Origin of the sequence: Bradyrhizobium sp. i1.15.2, from assembly GCF_040548425.1 — a bacterium.
GTDB classification, from domain to species: Bacteria; Pseudomonadota; Alphaproteobacteria; order Rhizobiales; family Xanthobacteraceae; genus Bradyrhizobium; species Bradyrhizobium canariense.
Genome location: NZ_JBEPRQ010000020.1, coordinates 91,085 through 113,332 on the forward strand (window position 1 = coordinate 91,085; position 22,248 = coordinate 113,332).

The window sequence follows — 22,248 nt, forward strand, 5'->3', positions numbered from 1 at the left end:
CAAACTACCGCATCTCGTCCGGAGCATGGACGCCGAGGATGGCGAGGCCCGATGCCAGGACAGAGACGACGCCCTGGACCATGGCCAGCCGCGCCTTCGTTAGATCTGCATCATTATTGATAATGAAGCGTAAATAGGGCAAATCGCGCCCCTTCGTCCAAAGTGCGTGAAATTCGCTCGCTAAGTCATAGAGATAGAAAGCAATTCGGTGCGGCTCGTGGGCGCTTGCCGCCGCTTCCAGCATGCGCGGAAAAATTGCGAGCCGCTTAAGAAGGTCGAGCTCAGCCGGGTCTGACAGCCGTTCCACCGCCGACTCACCGAGCCAGGCGATGCGCTTTTCGGTTTCCTCGGGGAGTTCCGGGAACACCTCGGCCCGGGCGTTGCGGAAGATCGAATGGCCGCGGGCGTGGCCGTACTGGACATAGAACACGGGGTTGTCGCGCGACTGTTCCATGACCTTGGCAAGGTCGAAGTCGAGCACCGCGTCGTTCTTGCGGTAGAGCATCATGAAGCGGACGGCGTCCTGGCCGACTTCATCTACCACCTCACGCAAGGTGACGAAGTCCCCGCTCCGCTTGGACATTTTCACCGGCTCGCCGTTGCGCAGCAACTTCACGAGCTGGACGATCTTGACGTCGAGCGCCCCCTTGCCGGAGGTCGTCGCCTTCACCGCCGCCTGCATGCGCTTGATGTAGCCACCATGGTCGGCGCCCCAGACGTCGATCATTTCCGCAAAACCACGGTCGAACTTGTTCTTGTGGTAGGCGATATCGGCGGCGAAGTAGGTATAGGAATTGTCCGACTTGATCAGCGGGCGATCGACGTCGTCGCCATAAGCAGTCGCCTTGAACAGCAACTGCTCGCGATCTTCCCAATCCTCGGCCGGGGCCCCTTTTGGCGGCGGCAGACGGCCCTGGTAGACGTCGCCCTTGGCCTTGAGGAAGTCGATGGTCTCGGCGACCTTGTTGTTGCCGGCGTCCTGCAGCGAGCGCTCCGAGAAGAACACGTCGTGGCGGATGTTGAGCGCGCCGAGATCTCCCTTGATCTCGTCCATCATCATCGCGATGGCCTTGGCGCGTACCGTCGGCAGCCACGCGCCCTCGCTCATGGCGAGGAGCTTGTCGCCGTGTTCGTTGGCCAGCGCCTGCCCGACCGGCTTCAGATAGTCGCCGGGATAAAGGCCTTCCGGAATCGCGCCGATGTCCTCGCCGAGCGCCTCGCGATACCTGAGGAACGCGGAACGTGCGAGCACGTCGACCTGCGCACCGGCGTCGTTGATGTAATATTCGCGCGTGACGTCACGGCCTGCGAACTCGAGCAGGCTCGCCAGCGCGTCGCCGAACACGGCGCCGCGGCAATGGCCGACATGCATCGGTCCGGTCGGGTTGGCCGAGACATATTCAACGTTGACCTTGGAGCCGCCGCGGACGCGGCCGTAATCGGCGCTCTCGCGCAGCACGGTCCGTAGCGCCTCCGCCCATGCGGCCGGCTTCAGCGTCAAATTGATGAAGCCGGGACCGGCGACGTCGACCTTGGCGATCAGCGCATCCGCGCGCAGCCGTTCGGCGATCTGCTCGGCGAGATCCCGTGGCTTTGCCTTTGCCTCTTTCGCAAGCACCATGGCCGCGTTGGTCGCCATGTCGCCATGGGAGGTATCGCGCGGCGGCTCGACCACCACGCGCGAGAAATCGATGCCCTCGGGCCAGTTGGCGTCCGCCGCAAGCGCGCGGCAGACCGCGTGCACGCGTGCGAGCACGTCGGCGAACAGGTGCAGTGCTGAGGATGTGTCGGGCATGGGCGCCGCCTAACGCAAATCCGGGGTCGAGTCAAAGAGCCGCTGGTGCTCGGTCAGGGCGAAACGGTCGGTCATTCCGGCAATGAAATTCCCGATCCGTCGAGCCCGGTCGCCCTCATTGTCCGCCTCCGCCCCGACCAGCCATTCCGGCGGCAGTTCGCCGGGCGATGTGAGGTATTTCGCGAACAGGTCGAACAGGATCTGTTCCGCCTCGCTCATCACCCGCATGACCCGCTTGTGGCGGTACATGTGCTGATAGAGAAAGCGCTTGATGGCGGCCTCCTCCTCGGCGACCGCGGCGGGGAACGCGATCAGTGCCCGGCTCTGCTGGCGCACGTCCTGGGCGGATTGCGGTTTCACGGCGGCAAGGTTTGTCTGCGCCTCGGCGAACACGGCACCGATCAGGTGCGAGATCAGCTCGCGCACCAGCTCGGCGCCGCGCCTGACGTCTTCGAGATCGGGGTAATGCGCAGACGTCTCGGCGATGATCTCCGCGGTCAGCGGCATGACCTTGAGGTCGTCGAGATGAAACAGGCCGGCGCGCAGGCCGTCGTCGATATCGTGGGCATCATAGGCGATGTCGTCGGCGATCGCGGCGACCTGTGCCTCCAGCGAGGCGAAACTCCACAACTCGAGATCGTAGGTCTTGATGTAGTCGGCGATGCCGACAGGAATGCCGTGCTCGCGATAACGCCCGACCGGCGCACCGCTGCGATCGGTCAGCGGGCCATTGTGCTTGACGATGCCTTCCAGCGCTTCCCAGGTCAGGTTGAGCCCGTCGAATTCGGGGTAGCGGTGTTCCAGCGCCGCGACGACGCGGAGCGTCTGGGCGTTGTGGTCGAAGCCGCCGAAATCCGTCAGGCAGGCGTCCAGTGCCCGCTCGCCGGCGTGCCCGAACGGCGGATGGCCGAGGTCGTGGGCGAGCGCCAAGGTTTCCGTTAGGTCCTCGTCCAGCCCGAGCTGCCGCGCCAGCGCCCGGGCAATCTGCGCCACCTCCAGCGAATGGGTCAGCCGGGTCCGGTAATGGTCGCCCTCGTGGAACACGAACACCTGGGTCTTGTACTTCAGTCGGCGGAACGCGGTGGAATGGATCACCCGGTCGCAATCCCGCCGGAACGGGCTGCGGGTCCGGCTCGGCGGTTCCGCGACCAGCCGGCCGCGGCTGCGATCGGGATCGCAGGCATAGGGCGCGTGGGGGGCAGCCATTCCGACGGACACGGCGAATTTAGTCCCTATCCATTTGATTCTGCGTATGGTGGCACTTAACTATGCCGGACGCGGGATACCAACTGAATTGGGCAACCGACCTTCGGGCGACCTTGGTGTGACCGCGGGGCTATCGGAGACGAGCGATGACGACTGACGTGACCATCAGTGACAAGGCCGCACGCCGGATTGGGGAGATCCTCAAGGGCGAAGGGTCTGGCGCGATGCTGCGGATCTCGGTCGAGGGCGGCGGCTGCTCCGGCTTCCAGTACAAGTTCGACATTGACCGTGCCCGCACCGACGACGATCTCGTGATCGAGCAGGACAATGCTGTGGTGCTGGTCGATTCCGCCTCGCAGCCGTTCCTGGCGGGCTCGCAGGTCGATTTCGTCGACGATCTGATCGGCGCCTCGTTCCGGGTCAACAATCCCAACGCCACGGCGTCCTGTGGCTGCGGGACCAGCTTCTCGATCTGACAGGCTTTAGGCGCCAGTCATCTGCCTTTCCTCGTCCGTCCACTCCACGTCGACAGGCGTGAGCTCCGGCTGAAGTGGTGCGTCTTCCGCCATCACATGTCCATCGAGCGCGCGCAGCAGAGCCGCCACCAGCGCAGGCTTGCGCAGCGGTTTGGCGAGGAAGTCGGACATCCCCGCCTCGCGGCAGATCTTGACGTCCTCGGGGAAGGCATTGGCGGTCAGCGCGATGATCGGCAAGGCCGCGAAGCATCCGCCCTCGGCGCGGATCGCACGGGTCGCGGCAAGCCCGTCCATCTCGGGCATGCGCACGTCCATCAGCACGATATCGTAATCGTCTTCGGACACGGCCGCGACGGCCTCGACACCGTCGGTCACGACGCGCAACTCGACGTCGAAGGCACCGAGCATCTTGCTCACGACCATGCGGTTGACGGCGTCGTCCTCGGCGACCAACACCTTCAGCGGTCGGTCGAGGCCCGCGATGCGCGCCTTGAGATCGTCGGCTTCCTCGCGGCCTGCGTCGTGATCGGACGTTTGCACCTGACTCCACGGCAGTACCAGCGTGAAGCGGAAGGTCGAGCCTTCGCCCGGCGTCGAGGTGACGCCGATGGTGCCGCCCATCTGCTCGATAATGCGCCGCGAGATCGCTAGGCCCAGCCCGGTGCCGCCGAAGCGGCGGCTGATCGAGGCGTCGGCCTGGGCGAAGTCGGAGAAGAGCTCGCCGAGCTTCTCGGGGGCGATGCCGATACCGCTGTCGGTCACGCTCCATTCGACGGTGGCGAGCAGATCGCGGCGGGCCTGACAGACAGCTGCGATCGTGACTTCGCCTCCGTCAGTGAACTTCACCGCGTTGGATGCGAGATTGAGCAGGACCTGGCGGATACGCGCGACATCGCCGCGCAGCGTCGGCGGCAGGTTGGGATCGAGCTCGACCTTGACGGCGAGCCCCTTGCTCTTGGCGCTCGCGCGCACGATGGTCGCCACGGCTTCGACCATCGCCTGCGGCGCGAAGTCGATCACCTCGAACGCGAAGCGTCCGGCCTCGAGCTTGGACAGGTCCAGGATGTCGTTGAGGATGCGCTGGAGATTGTCGCCGGACTCGCGGATCGTGGTGACAGCCTCGCGCTGCTCCGGATCGAGTTTTGTCTCCAGCAGCACGCTGGCAAGCCCGAGCACGCCGTTCATCGGCGTGCGGATCTCGTGGCTCATCACCGCGAGGAAATCCGATTTGGCACGGCTCTCGGCCTCGGCCTTTTCGGCGCGCCAGCGCTCGGTCACGTCGCGGCCGAAGCCGCGATAGCCGAGGAATTGACCGTCGCGGTCGTAGGCCGGCTTCGCAGTGAGCGACCACAGCCGCGCCTCGCCGCCGGCGACGACCTTGAGGTTCATTTCGTGCAGCGGTTCGGCGTGCTCCATCAGGCCGACGACGTTGTAGGCCGCGCTCTTGTCTTCGGGGCACAGCATGTCGAGCACGTCGGCGAAATGCGAGCCCTTCAGCAACGGCAGTGGCAGCTGTGCGACGGCGGCGAAGCGCTCGGGCACGTCGACCAGATGCCCTTCGGCGTCGGTCTGCCATAGCCAGTCGCTGGCGTTCTCCTGAAAATCCTTCAGCAATAGCGAAATGATCTCGGTCTGGCGCTCGAGCTCGAGCCGGGCCTTGAGATTGCCGAGGAACAGATTGCCTTGCGAGACGATGTTGCGCGCCATGAAGAACGCGAACAGCAGCAGAAACACCGCGGTCAGGAGGTAAGGCCCGGTGCCGCACAACAGCAACGCCGCGGCGCAGGCAATCGTCGTCGTCGCGAGATAGACAAGGCCCGCGCGCGGGAAGGTCGAGAGCATGAAGGCGCCGCCGGACATCGTGCCGACCATCAGGCAGGCCAGGACGAGCTGGCTGGTCGGCTCGATGCGGCTGAACAGCGCGATCGGCAGCGTGCCCCAGATTGCGGCGAGGAAAAACGCCTGCCGCAACATCTGCCGCGCGGCGCGGGGCGAGGCTTCCTGCGGCGGGCTCCGGTGGGAGCGCCGCCACGCGCGCACCGCGAGCGAGGCGGCGGTCGCGAGGGTCATGCCCCAGATCGCGAGAAAGTCGTTCCAGCCACGGCCCCAGAACAGGACCAGCACGACTGCGACGTTGAGCATGGTGACGGCCATCGTCACCGGGATCAGGCGTATCACCGCGTCGATCTGCTTGGCGCGGATGCGGCTCAGCTCGCGCTCGCTGAGACCGGCGGTCAGGCCGTCCTCGATCTCGTAGCCGCCGAGCCAGTACAGGAACGCGCCGATCAACCCGTCGCGGGGCTCGGTTCGCTTCATGGATTTGTCCGGCCGTCCCATTCGAAAAACCTTTTCACGATCAATGACCCAGGCCCGACTTAAGCCGGGTTAATTTTGTGGGAGATTTCGCAGCGTCCTTGACGGGCGCGTTTGCATTTTGTTCTAACCATGGCCCCTGCCCGGAGCCCGTCGAAATGCCCATCAGAATAGCCACCTGGAACGTGAACTCGGTCCGGCAGCGGATCGACCTGTTGCTGACCTGGCTGAAGGAGTGCCAGCCGGACATCGTCTGCCTCCAGGAGATCAAATGCGTCGACGAGGCCTTCCCGCGGCTGGAGATCGAGGCGCTCGGCTACAACGTGGTCACCCATGGGCAGAAGACGTTCAACGGTGTCGCCCTGCTCTCGAAGCTCCGGTTCGACGAGACCAAGTCGGGGCTGGCCGGCGACGACGAGGATGCGCATGCCCGCTTCCTCGAAGGCGTGGTGACGCTCAAGAGCGGCGTGCTGCGCATCGCCTGCCTCTATCTGCCCAACGGCAATCCGGTCGGCACCGAGAAATATCCCTACAAGCTCAAATGGATGTCGCGGCTTCTTGAGTATTCGAAGGAGCGCCTCAAGACCGAGGAGCCGCTGATCCTCGCAGGCGACTTCAACGTCATCCCGCATGCCCGCGACGTCCATAATCCCGCCGCCTGGACCGAGGACGCCCTGTTCAAGGCCGAGACGCGGGAGAGTTTTCAGTCCCTGCTCGGCCTCGGCCTGACCGATGCGCTTCGGGCCGTCACCGACGAGCCCGGGCTCTACACCTTCTGGGACTACCAGGCCGGCGCTTGGCAGAAGAACCACGGCCTGCGGATCGACCATCTGCTGCTGTCGCCACAGGCCAGCGACCGGCTCGGCAATGTCGGCATCGACAGTTATGTGCGCAGCTGGGAGAAGCCGTCGGACCATGTGCCGGTGTGGGCGGATCTCGACCTCGAGGCGGCGTGAGGCCGCCTCAACCCATCACTCCCGGCGACCCTGGACCCATTGCTCCAGCATCTGCAGGCACATGGCGCGATCGTCGTCGGAGGCCTTTGCGAAGGCGCGGTTGTAGTTTTCCTTGATCCAGGTCTCGTCGCTACCTGCGCTGTCGCGCGCCAGCGTCAGCCACATCAGGCCGCGCGCGGCCTGCCGCGGCAGGCGGTCGCCGTTGAACAGCATCTGGCCGAGCAGCGCCTGGGCCTCGTGCTGGCCCTTCTGCGCGGCGAGCCCAAGCCAGCGCGCGCCGTAGCGGAAATCCTCGCGCGAAGCGTCTGGTGTCTTCAGGTACAGGCGGGCGAGATCGTATTGCGCATCCGCGTTGCCGAAATAGGACGCGGCATAGGAGAACATCTCCCGCGCCCGCTCCTGGTCCGGCTTGACCTTCGAATTCGGGATGCCACTGAGATAATAGCGGCCGAGCGCCACAAAGGCGTTGGCGACGATCTGCGCCTGGGGCGCGGACGGGCTGTCCTCGGCGTGCGCGTTGGCGATCCGGGTGAAATACTCGAACGCACGAACATCGTCCTGGGCGACGCCGTCGCCATTGGCATACATGCGGCCGAGCTTCCACTGCGCGATGGGGTGGCCCCCTTCCGCGGCATATTGCAGGGCGCTGAGCGAGGTTTCCTGCGGCACGACTGGCGGTACATTGCGCACCTTGCCTGCTGCGCCCGGCAAGGTCGTGACCACCGGGATGGTCGCATCCTTCTGGCTGACGGGTGCGCCGTCAAAGGCGAGCGCCGGCGCGGCCAGCGCAGTAGCCCCCAACACAAACGCAACGATGGTACGCCTAGATGTCCGCATAGCACTGTTTCTCGTGCGCGCCGCCCGGATGGGTCACTGCCCCACCGACCGCTGGTCCAACCTGCTGAGCATATTTCCAGAGCGCGCCCGTCGTGTGGTTAGTCGCGCGAGCGGTCCATTTGGTCTTGCGCTGGGCAAGCTCCTGGTCGCTCAATTTTACGTTAAGGGTACCGGCGACCGCGTCGATCTCGATGATATCGCCGTCCTCGAGCAGCCCGATGGGGCCGCCGATGGCGGCTTCCGGCCCGACATGGCCGATGCAGAAGCCGCGGGTGGCGCCGGAGAAGCGGCCGTCGGTGATGAGCGCGATCTTGCCGCCCATGCCCTGGCCGGTCAGCGCCGCGGTGGTCTGGAGCATTTCCCGCATGCCGGGACCGCCCTTGGGCCCCTCGTAGCGGATCACGATGACTTCGCCTTCGCGGTAAGTGCGGTTCTGGACGGCCTCGAAAGCATCCTCCTCACGGTCGAAGCACCTGGCCGGACCGGTGAACCTGAGGTTGGACATTCCCGCGACTTTCACGATCGCACCTTCTGGCGCCAGATTGCCCTTCAGACCGACCACACCGCCGGTGACGGTGATGGGTTTGTCTGCCGGGTGCACCACGTCCTGGTGCGGATTCCACTTCACGCTTTTGAGGTTTTCGGCGATCGTTCGACCGGTGACGGTCATGCAGTCACCGTGGAGAAATCCGTTGTCGAGCAGCGTCTTCATCAGAAGCGGTATGCCACCTACTTCAAACATGTCTTTGGCGACATAACGGCCGCCCGGCTTCAAATCCGCGACGTACGGTGTCTTTTTGAAGATTTCGGCGACGTCGAACAGGTCGAACTTGATGCCGCACTCGTGCGCGATTGCCGGCAGGTGCAGTGCAGCATTGGTCGAGCCGCCGGACGCGGCGACCACGGCGGCGGCATTCTCCAGCGCCTTGAGGGTAACGATGTCGCGCGGCCGGATGTTTTGCGCGATCAGCTCCATGACCTGCTCGCCCGCCGTCATGCAGAAGGCGTCGCGAATTTCATAGGGTGCCGGAGCACCAGCCGAGTACGGCAGCGCCAGCCCGATCGCCTCGGAGACGGTCGCCATCGTGTTGGCGGTGAACTGCGCGCCGCAGGCACCCGCCGAGGGGCACGCCACGCGCTCGATCTCGTCGAGGTCCTCGTCGGACATTGCGCCGACCGAGTGCTTGCCGACGGCTTCGAACATGTCTTGCACGGTCACCTGCTGGCCCCGGAAATTGCCGGGCAGGATCGAGCCGCCATAGATGAAGATCGAGGGCACGTTGAGGCGGACCATCGCCATCATCATGCCCGGCAGCGACTTGTCGCAGCCGGCCAGGCCAACGACGGCGTCATAGGCGTGACCGCGGATCGTCAGCTCGACGGAATCGGCGATGCATTCGCGCGACGGCAGCGAGGAGCGCATGCCGTCATGGCCCATGGCGATGCCGTCGGTCACGGTGATGGTGCAGAATTCCCGCGGCGTGCCGCCGGCGGCTGCGACGCCCTTCTTCACCGCCTGCGCCTGGCGCATCAGGGAGATGTTGCAGGGCGCGGCCTCGTTCCAGCACGAGGCGACGCCGACGAAGGGCTGGTGGATCTGGTCGGTGGTCAGACCCATGGCGTAGAGGTAGGACCGATGGGGCGCGCGCGCAGGGCCTTCCGTCACGTGACGGCTCGGCAGCCTCTGCTTGATGTTGCTCTTCGCGTCCATCGCAAACCAGTTTCCCCGGCGAACCCTTTCAGACCCGAAAAATCAGTGCCAAGATTTGAATCGACCTTTTGAATCGACCTTGGGGATTTCCGTCGCCTTCCAGGACCACCGCTGCCGCTAAAACATTCGAGTGATTTTATTCATGTTCGGGTGTGGCCAAAAAGCGGCGTTGATGCGAACGGACAGAGATGATGGTTAAATCCGTGACGGGTGTTGCGCGGACGGCACAATCGTGGCTTGGAGGACACGATTGAGCTTACTGCGATACCCCCGGCGGGAGGACAATCCACAACTTCAGGCCAGTAGATGCCCGCACCGCAACTAAGACGCGACGACGAGGCGCAGCCAAGGTGAGTCGGCGCCTTCATCATCCCCCGCGCGTGCCCCTACGCGCTGCAAAGGCCTCTGCGCTGCGCATCGGAGACTCAAGGGTCGAGCGTGGCGCACACTCTCTCAAAGCGTCATTGCGAGCGAAGCGAAGCAATCCAGAATCCCTCCGCGGTAAGACTCTGGATTGCTTCGCTGCGCTCGCAATGACGGCGTATGAGGCGGCAGCGGCACTCTTCCAGCTCGCATTTTTACTTGCAGACATGCCTTTTCGTCCTCGCGGCTGATTTCGCCCGAGCTTTGCTTGTTCACTCCACCCTCTTATCCAAGAGGGCGCAGGGAAGGCCGGGTGCCAGCTGGCACCCGCGGTCCGCTGCGCGAAAAGCACACGCAGAAAAACCGCACAGCAGCATACAGGTGGTGCCAATCACTCGGCCTTCCCTGCGCGATGGTTGGACGGCTTATGCCGTGCTCTCCCGGGAGCCGAACTTTCCTTCTGGCCTCCCTCGCCTCGCGAATTGGATGATGCTGTCTGCCCGGTTGGGCTCGCACACACCTCCGCGACAGCTTGACCGTAGCAACGACGGCCAGGACCACACGGTTTTGCCGTACGCGCATTCGCCATTTCGCCGCAGGGTTCGACGGCCTCGTGCACGTAGCCATCGAAATACCGACGAGACGAACTTCACAGCGCCGCTCGTCCGCACGTGGCCACGGGCTCACAGGGAGTACCCGCCCTGCCCGCACCTCTCATGCCGACGCTGCCGCGTCCACCGCAAGCCCGGCTCGCAATCAAGACGACAACGAGATCGCCCCTCAAGGATGAGCCGGGATGACCGACACATACGCCGTTTCCGAATTTCGGTAAAGTAGAATATTTTAGACACACCGTCTTGACACGAGCATGTCAAGAAATGGTCGGGTGTTTTGCCCGACGGGTCACGGCGACTGCATCGTGAAAGTCAGATCAAGGCGACCCGGGATCACGCGGCCCCGCATCCGGGCTGCAGGATCACGCAATCCGGCGCGGCGCTGCCGCAGCACGTCGTCTCGCAACTGCTGACCAGCGCGGCCACGGTCGCTTCCAGTGCCCGCAGCTCCGCAATTTTCTTCCTGATCGATCCGAGATGCTTCTCCGCAAATGTCTTCGTATCGCTGCAGGGCAAGCGCCGCTGACCCGATGCGAGGATGTCGCGCGTCTCGTCGATGGAGAAGTCCAGTTCGCGGCAGTGCCGGATGAGACTGAGTGCCTTGAAAGCCTCTCCGCCGTAGACGCGCTGGCCGCCCTGGCGCGCTGGCGGCGTCAGAAGACCGATGCTCTCGTAATAGCGGATGGTGGGAACCGAAACGCCGGCCGCCTTGGCGAGGACGCCAATTCTCATGGAGCTCTCACTTTTCGCTTGAACCTCAAGTGGCTTGAGGGCGTAGCGATCCGGTCCGTGGCGCACAAGCATGAGGAGAATCACATGAGCGTTATAGGACCGTCCTGCAACCTTCCGTCCGAGACGTCGCCAGGATGCGGCTGCGCGGCCAAGCTCGAACCAGGGACCGAACCAGGAGGCGGCAAGGCCGCCGGCACGGCGGTCGCGGCCGCGGTTGTCGCTGTAGCCTGCACGGCGTGCTGTGTGCTTCCCTTTACCCTGCCCGCTGTCGTGCTCGCCAGTGCAGGCAGCCTGATCGCCGTGTTCGACCATGCGCACGGGCTGATGACGATACTGTCCATCGCCGTCGTGATCTGCGCCTGGGGCTGGATCGTCTGGCGATCGCGGACGCGCGGCTTGAAAATCCGATCGTCCGTGCTGGCTGCAATGTGCGCCGCGACCGTTCTGACCGCGACAGCCGCGCTGTGGCCAGTGATGGGGCCCGCTGTCTTCCAGGCCCTCGGTCTCGCCAAGAAGCCGAAGCATCCGGCCGGCTGATGGACGCAATCACGATCTTCGGACTGCTGTCGGTCAGTGCGATGCTGTTGTTCTACGCGCTCGAGCCGCGCGGACCGCATTTTGTGCTGGCCTTCGCGGCAGCCTGCGCGCTCAGCGCGGTCTATGGCTTTCTCCAGGGGACCTGGCCGTTTGGGCTTGTCGAGACGGTCTGGACAGCGGTCGCCTTACGGCGCTGGGTCCGGTCATCGCCATGACCGGAACTTAAAGCCTTGGAGGCGCCTACGCGTTCCGCATCGCACGGCCGAACGGATCGACCAGGCGGACGATCTCACAGGCGGCAACGAGGCCGGCGAGCCAGACGGCGCTGGTCAGCCCGATGCGCGCAACGATGGCGGCGGTGAAGGCGCCCTCGCCGCCGAGGACCGGCGTCGCGACAAGCAGCGCGAACTCGTAGACCGCGTAGGCGGCAGCGAACGCAATCGCCAGCATCAGCGGCGTGCGGCCTCGTGGCAGCCTACGGAGGACCGTCGATGCGGCTGCGGTCGATAGCAGCGCAGCCGCGCCGATGACGAAGCCCCAGGCGATGGTGCTGATGTCGATCGGATAGTGCAGCACGCCGAAACCGATGGTCTGGTTGACCAGCCAGGCGCCGGTGACGACGAGCAGCGCCGGACGCAGCGGCAGCATCGCGGCGGCGATAACCGCGAAAGCGGCAAATGGCGTGGCGCAGGCGAATGCAAAGCTTGCCAGCGCGCATGACACCGTCAGCAGCGCGAAGCCGAACAGCGGCGCAAGCCGCGGCGCAACCGGGTACAGACGGAAACGGTCGCCGTGAGAGGGCAGGATCTGACGGGGCATGGATGAACTCCTGCCGGCGATCCTAGCACATTGCATTGGTTGGATCGCCTCCCGCGACAGTTCCAACTGCCCCATCGGAGGTCGTGAGAGATGGTAACGCGCCCTCTTGTCCTAGAACGGGCCGGCTACGCTCGCCCTCTTGCGCGCTGGGCTTGAGCCCAGGCCGCGGTGACGTCGCGCGGCGGGACGTCGACGCGCCGGATCGGCGTCAACTCGCCGGAGGCGGAGATGATCGCGGTCTCCTCGCGGCGGCAACGCGGGCACACGAAGCGGACCTCGTTCGGCGAAGCCGACCAGCTCGAACGTTTTACATTGGCGGCCATCGGCCAGGCTGCGCAGTGAGAGCATGACACCAGGAACCGACCGGGATCGAGCATACCCATTCCAAAGGACTCCGCGTCCTGCCATCCCTTCAATGATTAATCCATGTGAATCGTTCCGGTGCCGAGACACCGCCAAGGACACCGTCAAGGAACCGTCAAGACACCGTCGGCCCCGAACCAGGAGGCGGAGCGGCTCAATGGGCGCCCTTGAGCGTGCACGACGTGGTGCAGGTGACCGTGTTGCCGTGGTCGCACGCCTTGCAGGCGGCAACGCATTGGGTCATGTCGCGGGGATTGAAGGAGCTGTAGTTCCGCATCGCGCAGACTGGGGTCGAGCCGGTGATGTCCTGCTCCTGGTTGCAGGCTGCCGTCATGAGTCCAAACATGATGACCGCGAGGAGGCGCATGGGATCGCCCTGTGAGGCACGACAAAACAATCTCGCGAGGCGCGCTGCATCGCAGCGAGCCTCGGCATTTCCACAGCGGAAATCGCCGCAGGCGTCCCCGCTTCTGCATTGAGGATGCGCGCCAAGTGTTAAGAACGGATTGCCGGCGTCAGGCCGCAGCCTTGCTCGCGATGGCCTGCCGCATGTCCACGGCCAATTGGCGGTACTGCTCCGATAGCTTCAGATAAAACTCGCGCTTGGTGCTGTCGGTGGCCAGCCTGGCGATCAGCTCGCATTCGGCGGTGAGCGTCTCGAACCGTTCGAGCCTGTTCTCAAGTTCTGTCATCGGCGTGTCCCCGTCAAACGCCTCAAGGACATCAAACCTAAGCCCGGGAAATAGGTCACAGCGAACATCGTTATCGAGTAGAATCAATTTTTCCGCGCGGCCGGCTATTTCTGCTCCAACCGCCACGCGCCGTCCCAGCCCTCGTCCGGCGGATTGGCCTCGAACCGCGCAATACGGGCAAGCATTGCCCGCGACGGGCCGTCGCCGGGGACGGCTTCAAGTGCCGCGTTGAAGGCGGTACGGGCCTCGTCGAAGCGGCGGGCGCGATAGGCCGCGAGGCCTTCGGCGTAGTGCGAACGCAGACTCTCATGCGCGGCAGTCAGCGCGCCTGCCCGGCCCATCACCTCGAAAATCGTTTGCGGCACGCTTTGGCCGGCGACCGCAAGACGATCGACCTCGCGCAATTCGAGCTGTGAGCCGATCGCGTCCGCCGTCGCCTGCGAGATCAGGATACGGGTGCCAAAGGTCTTGTTGACGGCTTCCAAGCGCGAGGCGAGGTTCACGGCATCGCCCATCACGGTGAAGCTCATCATCAGCTCGGAGCCGATGCTGCCGGTCAAAACCTCGCCGGTGGCGATGCCGATGCGCAGATCGCATGGCACCGGCATGGCGCGGATGCCGAGGAGATCCGGGAGCTGCTTCTGGAGCGCGGGCACCTGGTCGGCCATGTCGAGCGCGGCGAAGCAGGCAAGCTGAGCCTGCTCCTCCTCCTCGATGAAGGGCGGCCCCCAATAGGACATGATGGCATCGCCGATGTATTTGTCGATGATGCCGCGGTTGCTCCTGATCGGACCGGACATGACGGTGAAATAGTGGTTCATCACCCTGACGAGACCGCGCGGGGTCATGCCCTCGCTCATCGAGGTGAAGCCGCTCATATCGCAGAACATGATGGTCATGACCCGGCGCTGGCCCTCGATGGCGACCTCGGGCCGGTCGATCAGGCCCTGAACCACCTTGGGATCGATATAGCGGCCGAAAGTCTCGCGGATGCGCTCGTTCTGGCGCAACTGCTCGACCATGCGGTTGAAGGCGGCAGCGAGCTCTCCGATCTCGTCCTGGGTCGAGACGCTGATAGTCTTGTCGAAATGGCCTGCCTCGACCTCGCGGGTGCCGGCCAGCAGCAGCCGGACCGGTCGCGTGATCCCGGTGGAGACCATGATCGCAAAGGCAAGTCCGACGATCGCCGCGAGGATGGTCACGATGCCCGAGACGATGATCGCCTGGCGCTGATGGCGGATGACCTGGGCGGTGCTCACGAACACCTGCGAGAGCATGTCGGCTCGGATCGCGTCGATCCGCTGGGTGAAGAGGTCGCGTAGCGCGTCCACATGGACGAGCACGTCGGGCGCGCCCGCAAAGTCCTTGTCATCGAGCAGCCGGAGCAGCTTGGCGTCCTCCTCGTCGAGTTCGCGGCGAAGCTCCTTGACTGCATTCTCGATGCGCGTCTCGATGCGGGCGAGTGCCGCGTTGTCCGACGGTGTGCTCTCATCGTTGATGATCGCGTTGATCAGCTTTCGCGCGGCTTCGGCCTCCTGCTCGACCTGGGCGTCCGTTTCCCTGAAGATCTTCAGCCGCGCCGCAAAGCCCTCCTCGTCCGGCGGCGTTTGCATTTTGGCGATCACCATGCGCCGCATCGCCAGCGCCCGCTCCAACGAACGCACATTGGACCGCGCCAGGTGGCCGTAAGCCGGAATATACCGGGCGGTCAGCTCATCCAGAAGATGGCCGACGCGGCTCGACATCACCATCGACAGGATCGCGGTGACGACCATCAGGATGATGAGGCCGAGCGCAATCCCGACGATCTTGCGCCGGATCGACTGGTTGAAAATCGGCATGGGCGCGGGACAATGGGCTGAAGGGGAAAGGCCTTGGAACCAATACAACGGATTTGCCGCCGGGAATACTCGCAATTTGGCCGCTTGTGGCGTCCTGAACCGCCGCAACCGTCGCGCGAGCCTTGTTCGTTAATGAAGGTTAAGAAACCCGCTCGACCCGCCGTTGCACAAGTTCCCTCGCTCCATCCGTATTTCGCCGCATTGTTGGAACAGCTTGAGGATGCGAAACGATGTCGTGTCACCGTTTTTGACGCCGTTTTGATTCTCGAACCGCATCTCGTCGCGGACTTTGGTTTGTACTGGTTTCGCAGGGGGACCACGGAATGAACCAGTGCCTACGCTCGCTTGCGTGCGTCGTTGCCGTGGCCGCTTTGGCCTTCATCCCTACCGAGCTGGCAGCGAAGAGCAGTCAGAAATCGTCCGCGCCGAAGAAGACGCATGAGGCGAAAGCCGGCAAGCAGCGCCACGCCTCCGCCAGCAAGGCGCGGCACGGCAAACGTGCCGAGGCCAAACGCAACTCGAAGAAGCAGGACGACGCGCCCTCGGACAATCCGGCAGCCCCGCCACTGACTGGCGATCTCGCCGCGCTGAAGGATGCCATCGATCTCGCGCGGAAGGGCAAGACCGAGGACGCGAGCGCGGCGCGCGACCGCATTGCTGACCCGGCGGGGCAGAAGCTCGCCGACTGGTTCATGCTGCGCCATTCCGAAAGCACGGCCAATTTCAAGCGCTACGCCGCCTTCCTCGCCGCCAATCCGGACTGGCCGAGCAGCGCGCTGCTCCGCCGCCGCGCCGAGGCGCGGCTGTGGCAGGAGAAGGCCGACGCGGCGACCGTGCACAAATTCACGATGGACCGGCCGACCAGCGCCAAGGGCAAGTTCGCACTCGCCCGCGTGCTGATGACCGAGGGCGACAGCGACCGGGCCGAGCGTCTGGTGCGCGATGCCTGGCGCACGGACGAATTGTCCGAACGCAGCGAGGAAGATTCCTACGAAGCGTTTCGCGATCTCCTGACCACTGAGGATCATCGTGCCCGCATGGACAAGCGCCTCGGCGCCAAGGACTACGCAGGTGCGCGGCGCGCAGCCAAGCGGCTCGGCGAGGATGCGCTCGCGATCGTCAAGGCCTGCGCCGCCGTCACCGGCAAGGCCAGCAAGGCCAAGGATTACCTCGAGGACGTCTCGGCCGAGGCGCGCCGCGACCTCGGCTATGTGCTGTGCCGCGCGCAATGGCATCTCCAGAATGACCGCATCGACGACGCGGCCGAGGTGATCCTAGCCGCCGCGCCCGATACGATGGCGGCGCAAGACACCGACGCCTGGTGGCGCGAGCGCCGCCTGCTCGCGCGAAAGCTGCTCGACCAGGGCAAGTTCAAAACCGCCTACGACGTGGTGCGCTCGGCGGCCGTGCCCGCGATGGAAGTCTATCGCGTCGACTATCACTTCATGTGCGGCTGGATCGCGCTGCGCTATCTCGATGATCCCAAGGCGGCGATGACGCATTTCGCCGCGATCGACGAAGGCTCGGCCAACCCGATCGCGCTGTCGCGCGCGCATTATTGGCGCGGTCGCGCGGCGGAGGCGATGAACGCAACCGCCGATGCGCGCCTGAGCTATCAGGCGGCGGCGCGCTATCCGACCGCCTATTACGGCCAGCTCGCCCGCGCCAGGCTCGGCCTCGACCGCATCGAACTGCGCGGGCCCTCGCCCGTGCTGGCAGCAGTCGACACGCCGCCCGCGGACGAGCGCGTGCGCGCCGCCGACATGCTCTACGGCGTCGGTGAGCGCGACATGGTGTTTTACTACGCCGAGGATTTCGCCAAGGAGAGCACCGACGTGGCGGCGCTCGAAGCCCTCGGCGAGCTCGCCGGCCGGCGCAACGATGCGCGCGTGATGCTGGAGGTCGGCAAGTCGGCGCTGGCGCGCGGGCTCGCACTCGATCACTACGCCTTCCCGACCATCGGCATCCCTGAACATAAGCAGGTCGCGCCCGCGATCGACCCCAGCGTGATCTATTCGGTGGCGCGCACCGAAAGCTCGTTCGACCAGCGCGACAAATCGGCCGCCAACGCAGTCGGGTTGATGCAGGTGACGCCGGAAGCGGGCCGCGACACCGCAAAGCGCTTCGGCCTGACCTATGACTGGGACAAGATGGTCTCCGATCCCGTCTACAACACGCAGATGGGCGCGGCCGAGCTCAGCGCGCTGATGTCGGAATACCGCGGCAATCAGATCATGACCTTCGCCGGCTATAATGCCGGCCGGGGCCGCGTGCGCGAATGGGTGCAGGCGCGCGGCGACCCCAGGGATCCCAAGGTCGATCCGGTCGACTGGGTCGAGCGCATCCCGCTGTCGGAGACGCGCAACTACGTCCAGCGCGTGATCGAGAACGTGCTGGTCTATCGTGCGAGGTTTGAGGCCAGCAGCGTCGTCGCGGCGAAGTCCGAGCAGCGCGTTACGACGCCGAACGTGGGCGCGATGCCGACGGCATCGGCCGCAGCCGCCGCGCCCTAGCTTCGCGACGCCGGGGCTGGACGCGGCGTGAAGCTGGATGCGGTGACTGCGACCGACCTCTCTGCGCGGGTCCGCATCGTTCGGCGAGCCGTCACCTCCTTCCGTGGTCAGAGGGTTCGTACGCGCGCAGAAATGCTTCCGTCAGCGAGCGCGAGAGCGCACCCGTCTGCAGTATCCAGTTCCAGCTCGACACCGTGATCGCTTCGAGCGAACTGCGGTAAGGCCAGAGCATTTCCACCGTCGTCTGCTGATATCGACGGTAGCAATCATAGTCGCAGTACCGCCGCTCAGCGGGCACATGGCGGACGTAACTCGCGCCCAACGGTTGCGCGCACGCGCTGCAGGTACCGCCGTGGCGAGGCCCTTCCTGATTGACGAGCATGAATCTCATAGCGATGCCCTCTCACCCGGACGGCAAATCCACCGCCCGTTTCGCTCTCCTATCCGCTCAAGACGCCGCTCGTGTGCGTCCCTCGATCAGCGGCGCAGCTTCGCCATGAAGCGCGTAACACTCGTAGCCGCAGTAGGGCAGCAGCGTCTTCGCATCGCGCAGATAGCCGCCGCTGATCTCCTCGCAGCACCACAGGCAGAACGTTTTGCGGAAAGGGGTCCTGCCGTTCACCAATATGAACCTCATGTGGCACCTCCGAGCGCAAAGCAGTAGACCGTGTCGACGGATCCGGTGACTGGTGCTTACGCCGCCTGAGACCGAAACAGCCATCGGCGATCGCGTTCGCGGCGCGCCCTGAAGCGATCGAGACATTTCCGGGAGCAAAGCGGCGCTCGCCAGGAATAATACCGGATCAGGCCGAACTTCCCGCTGCAGACGGCGCAGCTTTTTGCCGCGGAAGGGCGCTCGGAGTGTTCGGGCTTATCGCACATGATCTCTCCTCCTGGCCTCTGATGGGCGCCTCTGACGGTCGAGGATCCCCACGGGCGCTGATGCACAATCATCACGTTCGTCAACGAAATGCGGCTTCTCAATCGTGACCAGCCAGATCATCGGCAAGTCGGACGCCGGCGGAGGCGAAGCTCGCCTCTTGAGCGCACGACGCCGCGCTACTCGACGGTTCGTGCTTCGCGATCGACTTCACTGGATTGCCGGTGAGACTAGTCCGCATGCGACGGGCCGCTCAATTGTACGGAGGTAAATGCAGCGTATGACTAGGGTTGCGCGACCTATACATAGGTTTGTCCGGTAATTTTCCGGAGTTTCGTCTACCCGCAACGAGACGGCGCAACGGCGGCAAGCTGCACGGAGCCCGCGAATTCTCGACTCGGAATCCTGCTTTGGTCGGAGGGAATTGCCCCTCCTGTCGCAAAGTGCTCTACTCGCCCTGCCCCCAAGCGGGCCGGGACGCCTGCGATGATGCCTGGCCAGATCGCAAAATTAGGGAATTCGGCCGCGCAATTCCTGCTCGGCGGCCTTGCGGCGCTTCGATCTCTCGGCAATGCAGCGAAAGACGGACCTGCGGCTGGAGAGGGCCGGCGGCAGGACAATGCCGACCTGCGCGACGCCGTGAAGCAATGGCGACAAGTGTTCGAGCACAATCCGGTCATGTATTTCATGGTCGATCCGGCCGGAACGGTGCTCAACGTGAATACATTTGGCGCCGCGCAACTGGGCTACAGCGTGGCCGAACTGACCGGCCAATCTGTGCTGAACGTCTTTTTCGAAGAGGACCGCGATTTCGTTCGTCGCTGTGTCGGGCTGTGCCTGGAAACCGTGGACCAGTCGCACACCTGGGAGATTCGCAAGATCCGGAAGGACGGCTCGGTTCTCTGGGTCCGTGAGAACGCCAAGGCCATGCGGCGCGGCGACGGCACGCCGATCGTGCTGGTCGCCTGCGAAAACATCACCCAGCGCAAGGAGGCGGAGGATGCGCTGCGCCAGAGCGAGGCCTACCTTGCCCAAGCGCAGGAGTTGAGCCGCACCGGCAGCTTCGGCCTGAGCCTGGCAACCCGCGAGGCCGTCTGGTCCAGGGAGACCTTTCGCATCTTCCAACGTGACCCGCAGGTCAAACCGACGCTCGATTTTGTTTTCCAGCGCATCCATCCGGAAGATCGCAATGCGGTCAGCAAGACCCTTGATCGGGCCTTCCGTGACGTCGGCGATTTCGACCATGAATATCGTCTGCTGATGCCCGATGGATCCATCAAATATCTCCATTCCGTGGCACGCGCGGTGAGACATGGATCCGGCCACATCGAGTTTGTCGGAGCGGTCACTGACGTCACTACGGCAAAGGAAACCGAACAGCGACTGCGTCGCAGCGAAGCCTATCTAACCGAAGCCCAGCGCCTCAGCCATACGAGCAGCTGGGCCTGGGACGTGCGCCGTCAGGAATTCGCTTACCGATCGGCCGAACTCTATCGCCTGTTCGGATTTAACCCGGACCAGATTGATCTGTCGGCGCAGGCCTTCCAACAACGGATCCTCGCCGAAGACTTTAAGCGGATCGTCGATGTGGAACGTCAGGCAATCCGGCAAAAGCAGCCTTTCGAAGTTGATTTTCGGATTGTGCGTCCGGACGGTTCGGTACGACACGTCCATACGGAGGGGCATCCCGTCGTCGGCGGGGACGGCGATGTGACGGAGATCATCGGCACCCACGTCGATGTCACCGAGCAGTTTGCCGCAAGACAAGCGCTGCAAAACGCCTTTGACGAGCTCAAGCTGTCCGAGCAGCGATTTCGCGACTATGCCGAAACCGCCTCGGACTGGTTTTGGGAGAGCGGGCCGGACCACCGTATCACACGGATTTCGGAACATGCCGACACGGCCGGTCCCGTGCCCACGGGCGTGATCGGCCTCGCCCGTTGGGACATTCCGCCCGATGCCGAGCTCGAGCCCGAGAAGTGGGAGCGGCATCGCGCGACACTCGATGCCCACCTTCCGTTTCGCGACCTGGTCTACCGAAGCAAGGATCGCAACGGATCTCCGATCTACGTGCGCACCAGCGGCAAGCCCTTGCACGACGCGAACGGCAACTTTCTCGGCTATCGTGGCGTCAGCAGCGACGTGACGGCGGCGATCCGCGCCGAGCAGGCCGAAGAAGCACTGCGCAAGGCGCAAGCCGAGCTTGCTCACGTCACGCGTGTCACGATGCTCGGCGAACTCACGGCCTCGATCGCCCATGAGATCAATCAGCCTTTGGCCGCCGTGATCTCCAATGCGGATGCCTGCATCGGATGGCTCGACCGCGAACCGGCCGACCTGAATGCCGCGCGCCGTTCCGTGGAATGGATCGTCGAGGACGCCAATCGCGCCAGCGAGGTGATCCGCCGGATCAGAGCGCTTGCGAAGAAGACCGAGATCGAGATGGCTCCGGTCGACATGAACCAGCTCGTCAGGGAGACGGTGGCGCTCGTCCGCCGCGAGCTTGCCACCCATGCCGTGTCGGTGCGAATGGAGCTGGCGTCCGCTCTGCCCAGAGTCTGCGGCGACCGGATCCAACTGCAGCAGGTGCTGATCAACCTGGTCATGAACGGGATTGAAGCCATGCACGCCAATGTGGAACGCCCGCGCGAGCTTGCGATCCGCTCCAGCCAGGTGAGCGAGCACGGCGAAGGCCGCATGCTCCTGATCGTGACAGACAGCGGGGTCGGCCTCGGCAACGGCGCGACGGAGCGCATCTTCACACCTTTCTTCACGACAAAGCCGAGCGGCCTGGGGATGGGACTGTCGATCTGCCGATCGATCATCGAGGCTCATGCGGGCCGGCTCTCGGCCTTCCCCAATGACGGAAGCGGAGCAACATTCCAGATTGCCCTGCCCTTGCCGATCGAGGACACGTCGTGACCGACATTCCCAAGGCGGCGACGGTGCAGACGAGCTCCGACGATCCGATCGTCTTGATCGTCGACGACGATCCATCGATGCGCCGTGCGCTCACCAACCTCTTTCAATCCGTCGGCCTCAAGGTCCAGGCTTTCGGCTCCGCGGCGGAGATCATGGAAGCCAAGCCACCGGCGGTCCCCAGCTGCCTTGTGCTCGACATCCGCCTGCCGGGCTCAAGCGGCTTTGACCTGCAGTCGGACCTCGCGAAGGCGAACATTCACACGCCCATTATCTTCATCACCGGTCATGGTGATATTCCGATGACCGTCAGGGCCATGAAAAGCGGCGCCATCGATTTTCTGACCAAGCCGGTGCGCGACCAGGACATGCTGGATGCGGTTCGGGCCGCGATCGAACGGGATCGCAAGCGACGCAATGCCGAGGAGTCGGTCGCGGGAGTGCGGTCCCGCTTCGAGGGTTTGAGCGCGCGCCAGCGCGACATCCTCACTCTGGTGGCATCCGGCCTGATGAACAAGCAGGTCGCGGCCGAGCTTGGATTGGCCGAGATTACCGTCAAGATCTATCGTGGGCAGATCATGCGGAAAATGGGCGCCAAGTCGTTGGCCGATCTCGTCAGAATGGTGGAGGCGCTCGGAATCTCACGCCCGGGCGGAAAGGTGCAAACCTAAGTATGCTTTT

19 protein-coding genes are annotated in these 22,248 nt (G+C 64.3%); 7 read left to right on the forward strand and 12 right to left on the reverse strand.

Annotated elements, in window-relative coordinates; all coding sequences use genetic code 11:
* Positions 1–4: 4 nt before the first annotated feature.
* Together argS and ABIB80_RS28290 are read right to left on the reverse strand one after the other, a co-directional pair.
* Positions 5–1,795 carry an arginine--tRNA ligase gene (gene argS, locus ABIB80_RS28285; RefSeq protein ID WP_007590651.1) on the reverse strand — a complete coding sequence of 597 codons (1,791 nt, stop codon included), beginning with the start codon at positions 1,793–1,795 and terminating at the stop codon, positions 5–7.
* Positions 1,796–1,804: 9 nt separating this feature from the next.
* Positions 1,805–3,001, reverse strand: a complete 1,197-nt coding sequence (locus tag ABIB80_RS28290) for a deoxyguanosinetriphosphate triphosphohydrolase (protein ID WP_246649028.1) — start codon at positions 2,999–3,001, stop codon at positions 1,805–1,807.
* 146 nt (positions 3,002–3,147) lie between these two features.
* Here ABIB80_RS28290 and erpA point away from each other — a divergent pair, with 146 nt between their 5' ends.
* On the forward strand, positions 3,148–3,477 hold the full coding sequence (gene erpA / locus ABIB80_RS28295; RefSeq protein ID WP_007610737.1) for an iron-sulfur cluster insertion protein ErpA: 330 nt from the start codon (positions 3,148–3,150) through the stop codon (positions 3,475–3,477).
* Between the two features lie 6 nt (positions 3,478–3,483).
* On the opposite strand, the gene ABIB80_RS28300 is transcribed toward erpA, so the two are convergent.
* Positions 3,484–5,814: a hybrid sensor histidine kinase/response regulator gene (locus ABIB80_RS28300; RefSeq protein ID WP_035992616.1), complete on the reverse strand. Its 2,331-nt coding sequence runs from the start codon at positions 5,812–5,814 to the stop codon at positions 3,484–3,486.
* A gap of 134 nt (positions 5,815–5,948) precedes the next feature.
* Between ABIB80_RS28300 and xth the strand changes: the two genes are divergently transcribed.
* Positions 5,949–6,746 (forward strand): exodeoxyribonuclease III, encoded by a 798-nt coding sequence (xth, locus tag ABIB80_RS28305; RefSeq protein ID WP_007590647.1) that lies wholly within the window; start codon positions 5,949–5,951, stop codon positions 6,744–6,746.
* A 15-nt stretch (positions 6,747–6,761) separates the two neighbouring features.
* Here the strand turns inward: xth and ABIB80_RS28310 are convergent, their stop codons facing one another.
* The 3 genes from ABIB80_RS28310 to ABIB80_RS28320 all read right to left on the reverse strand — a co-directional run bounded on the left by ABIB80_RS28310 (position 6,762) and on the right by ABIB80_RS28320 (position 11,003).
* Positions 6,762–7,583, reverse strand: coding sequence for a tetratricopeptide repeat protein (locus ABIB80_RS28310; protein WP_007590646.1), 822 nt, complete (start codon positions 7,581–7,583; stop codon positions 6,762–6,764).
* A complete protein-coding gene (gene ilvD / locus ABIB80_RS28315; RefSeq protein ID WP_354128851.1) occupies positions 7,570–9,294 on the reverse strand; it encodes a dihydroxy-acid dehydratase in 1,725 nt (574 codons plus the stop codon). Before ilvD ends, ABIB80_RS28310 begins: the two co-directional genes overlap by 14 nt.
* Positions 9,295–10,604: 1,310 nt before the next feature.
* Positions 10,605–11,003 (reverse strand): MerR family transcriptional regulator, encoded by a 399-nt coding sequence (locus ABIB80_RS28320; RefSeq protein WP_007590644.1) that lies wholly within the window; start codon positions 11,001–11,003, stop codon positions 10,605–10,607.
* 84 nt (positions 11,004–11,087) lie between these two features.
* Between ABIB80_RS28320 and ABIB80_RS28325 the strand changes: the two genes are divergently transcribed.
* Together ABIB80_RS28325 and ABIB80_RS28330 are read left to right on the forward strand one after the other, a co-directional pair.
* A complete protein-coding gene (locus ABIB80_RS28325; protein WP_007590643.1) occupies positions 11,088–11,540 on the forward strand; it encodes a hypothetical protein in 453 nt (150 codons plus the stop codon).
* A complete protein-coding gene (locus ABIB80_RS28330) occupies positions 11,540–11,755 on the forward strand; it encodes a hypothetical protein (protein WP_007590642.1) in 216 nt (71 codons plus the stop codon). The genes ABIB80_RS28325 and ABIB80_RS28330 overlap by 1 nt, the downstream gene beginning before the upstream one ends.
* A 25-nt stretch (positions 11,756–11,780) precedes the next feature.
* Here the strand turns inward: ABIB80_RS28330 and ABIB80_RS28335 are convergent, their stop codons facing one another.
* From ABIB80_RS28335 to ABIB80_RS28355, 5 genes are all read right to left on the reverse strand, one after another.
* Positions 11,781–12,359: a hypothetical protein gene (locus tag ABIB80_RS28335; protein WP_007590641.1), complete on the reverse strand. Its 579-nt coding sequence runs from the start codon at positions 12,357–12,359 to the stop codon at positions 11,781–11,783.
* Positions 12,360–12,484: 125 nt separating this feature from the next.
* The gene (locus ABIB80_RS28340) at positions 12,485–12,742 is read right to left on the reverse strand and encodes a hypothetical protein (RefSeq protein ID WP_007590640.1); all 258 of its coding nucleotides are present in this window, start codon (positions 12,740–12,742) and stop codon (positions 12,485–12,487) included.
* 134 nt (positions 12,743–12,876) lie between these two features.
* Positions 12,877–13,089: a hypothetical protein gene (locus tag ABIB80_RS28345; protein ID WP_007590639.1), complete on the reverse strand. Its 213-nt coding sequence runs from the start codon at positions 13,087–13,089 to the stop codon at positions 12,877–12,879.
* 148 nt (positions 13,090–13,237) lie between these two features.
* A complete protein-coding gene (locus ABIB80_RS28350; RefSeq protein ID WP_007590638.1) occupies positions 13,238–13,414 on the reverse strand; it encodes a hypothetical protein in 177 nt (58 codons plus the stop codon).
* 104 nt (positions 13,415–13,518) lie between these two features.
* Entirely contained in the window at positions 13,519–15,255 is a 1,737-nt protein-coding gene (locus tag ABIB80_RS28355; RefSeq protein ID WP_007590637.1) for an adenylate/guanylate cyclase domain-containing protein, read from the reverse strand.
* Positions 15,256–15,578: 323 nt separating this feature from the next.
* On the opposite strand from ABIB80_RS28355, the gene ABIB80_RS28360 reads away from it, so the two are divergent.
* On the forward strand, positions 15,579–17,768 hold the full coding sequence (locus ABIB80_RS28360) for a lytic transglycosylase domain-containing protein (RefSeq protein ID WP_007590636.1): 2,190 nt from the start codon (positions 15,579–15,581) through the stop codon (positions 17,766–17,768).
* Between the two features lie 448 nt (positions 17,769–18,216).
* Here the strand turns inward: ABIB80_RS28360 and ABIB80_RS28365 are convergent, their stop codons facing one another.
* Positions 18,217–18,405 (reverse strand): hypothetical protein, encoded by a 189-nt coding sequence (locus tag ABIB80_RS28365; RefSeq protein WP_007590634.1) that lies wholly within the window; start codon positions 18,403–18,405, stop codon positions 18,217–18,219.
* A 729-nt stretch (positions 18,406–19,134) separates the two neighbouring features.
* On the opposite strand from ABIB80_RS28365, the gene ABIB80_RS28370 reads away from it, so the two are divergent.
* The gene (locus tag ABIB80_RS28370; protein ID WP_007590633.1) at positions 19,135–21,570 is read left to right on the forward strand and encodes a PAS domain-containing sensor histidine kinase; all 2,436 of its coding nucleotides are present in this window, start codon (positions 19,135–19,137) and stop codon (positions 21,568–21,570) included.
* Positions 21,567–22,238 carry a response regulator transcription factor gene (locus ABIB80_RS28375; protein ID WP_007590631.1) on the forward strand — a complete coding sequence of 224 codons (672 nt, stop codon included), beginning with the start codon at positions 21,567–21,569 and terminating at the stop codon, positions 22,236–22,238. Before ABIB80_RS28370 ends, ABIB80_RS28375 begins: the two co-directional genes overlap by 4 nt.
* Positions 22,239–22,248 lie beyond the last annotated feature (10 nt).

Excerpts from the sequence above, each read along its gene's own strand:
- argS (WP_007590651.1), bottom strand. The coding sequence starts at position 1,795 with ATGCCCGACACATCCTCAGCACTGCACCTGTTCGCCGACGTGCTCGCA.
- ABIB80_RS28290 (WP_246649028.1), bottom strand. The coding sequence starts at position 3,001 with ATGGCTGCCCCCCACGCGCCCTATGCCTGCGATCCCGATCGCAGCCGC.
- erpA (WP_007610737.1), top strand. The coding sequence starts at position 3,148 with ATGACGACTGACGTGACCATCAGTGACAAGGCCGCACGCCGGATTGGG.
- ABIB80_RS28300 (WP_035992616.1), bottom strand. The coding sequence starts at position 5,814 with ATGGGACGGCCGGACAAATCCATGAAGCGAACCGAGCCCCGCGACGGG.
- xth (WP_007590647.1), top strand. The coding sequence starts at position 5,949 with ATGCCCATCAGAATAGCCACCTGGAACGTGAACTCGGTCCGGCAGCGG.
- ABIB80_RS28310 (WP_007590646.1), bottom strand. The coding sequence starts at position 7,583 with ATGCGGACATCTAGGCGTACCATCGTTGCGTTTGTGTTGGGGGCTACT.
- ilvD (WP_354128851.1), bottom strand. The coding sequence starts at position 9,294 with ATGGACGCGAAGAGCAACATCAAGCAGAGGCTGCCGAGCCGTCACGTG.
- ABIB80_RS28320 (WP_007590644.1), bottom strand. The coding sequence starts at position 11,003 with ATGAGAATTGGCGTCCTCGCCAAGGCGGCCGGCGTTTCGGTTCCCACC.
- ABIB80_RS28325 (WP_007590643.1), top strand. The coding sequence starts at position 11,088 with ATGAGCGTTATAGGACCGTCCTGCAACCTTCCGTCCGAGACGTCGCCA.
- ABIB80_RS28330 (WP_007590642.1), top strand. The coding sequence starts at position 11,540 with ATGGACGCAATCACGATCTTCGGACTGCTGTCGGTCAGTGCGATGCTG.
- ABIB80_RS28335 (WP_007590641.1), bottom strand. The coding sequence starts at position 12,359 with ATGCCCCGTCAGATCCTGCCCTCTCACGGCGACCGTTTCCGTCTGTAC.
- ABIB80_RS28340 (WP_007590640.1), bottom strand. The coding sequence starts at position 12,742 with ATGGGTATGCTCGATCCCGGTCGGTTCCTGGTGTCATGCTCTCACTGC.
- ABIB80_RS28345 (WP_007590639.1), bottom strand. The coding sequence starts at position 13,089 with ATGCGCCTCCTCGCGGTCATCATGTTTGGACTCATGACGGCAGCCTGC.
- ABIB80_RS28350 (WP_007590638.1), bottom strand. The coding sequence starts at position 13,414 with ATGACAGAACTTGAGAACAGGCTCGAACGGTTCGAGACGCTCACCGCC.
- ABIB80_RS28355 (WP_007590637.1), bottom strand. The coding sequence starts at position 15,255 with ATGCCGATTTTCAACCAGTCGATCCGGCGCAAGATCGTCGGGATTGCG.
- ABIB80_RS28360 (WP_007590636.1), top strand. The coding sequence starts at position 15,579 with ATGAACCAGTGCCTACGCTCGCTTGCGTGCGTCGTTGCCGTGGCCGCT.
- ABIB80_RS28365 (WP_007590634.1), bottom strand. The coding sequence starts at position 18,405 with ATGAGGTTCATATTGGTGAACGGCAGGACCCCTTTCCGCAAAACGTTC.
- ABIB80_RS28370 (WP_007590633.1), top strand. The coding sequence starts at position 19,135 with ATGATGCCTGGCCAGATCGCAAAATTAGGGAATTCGGCCGCGCAATTC.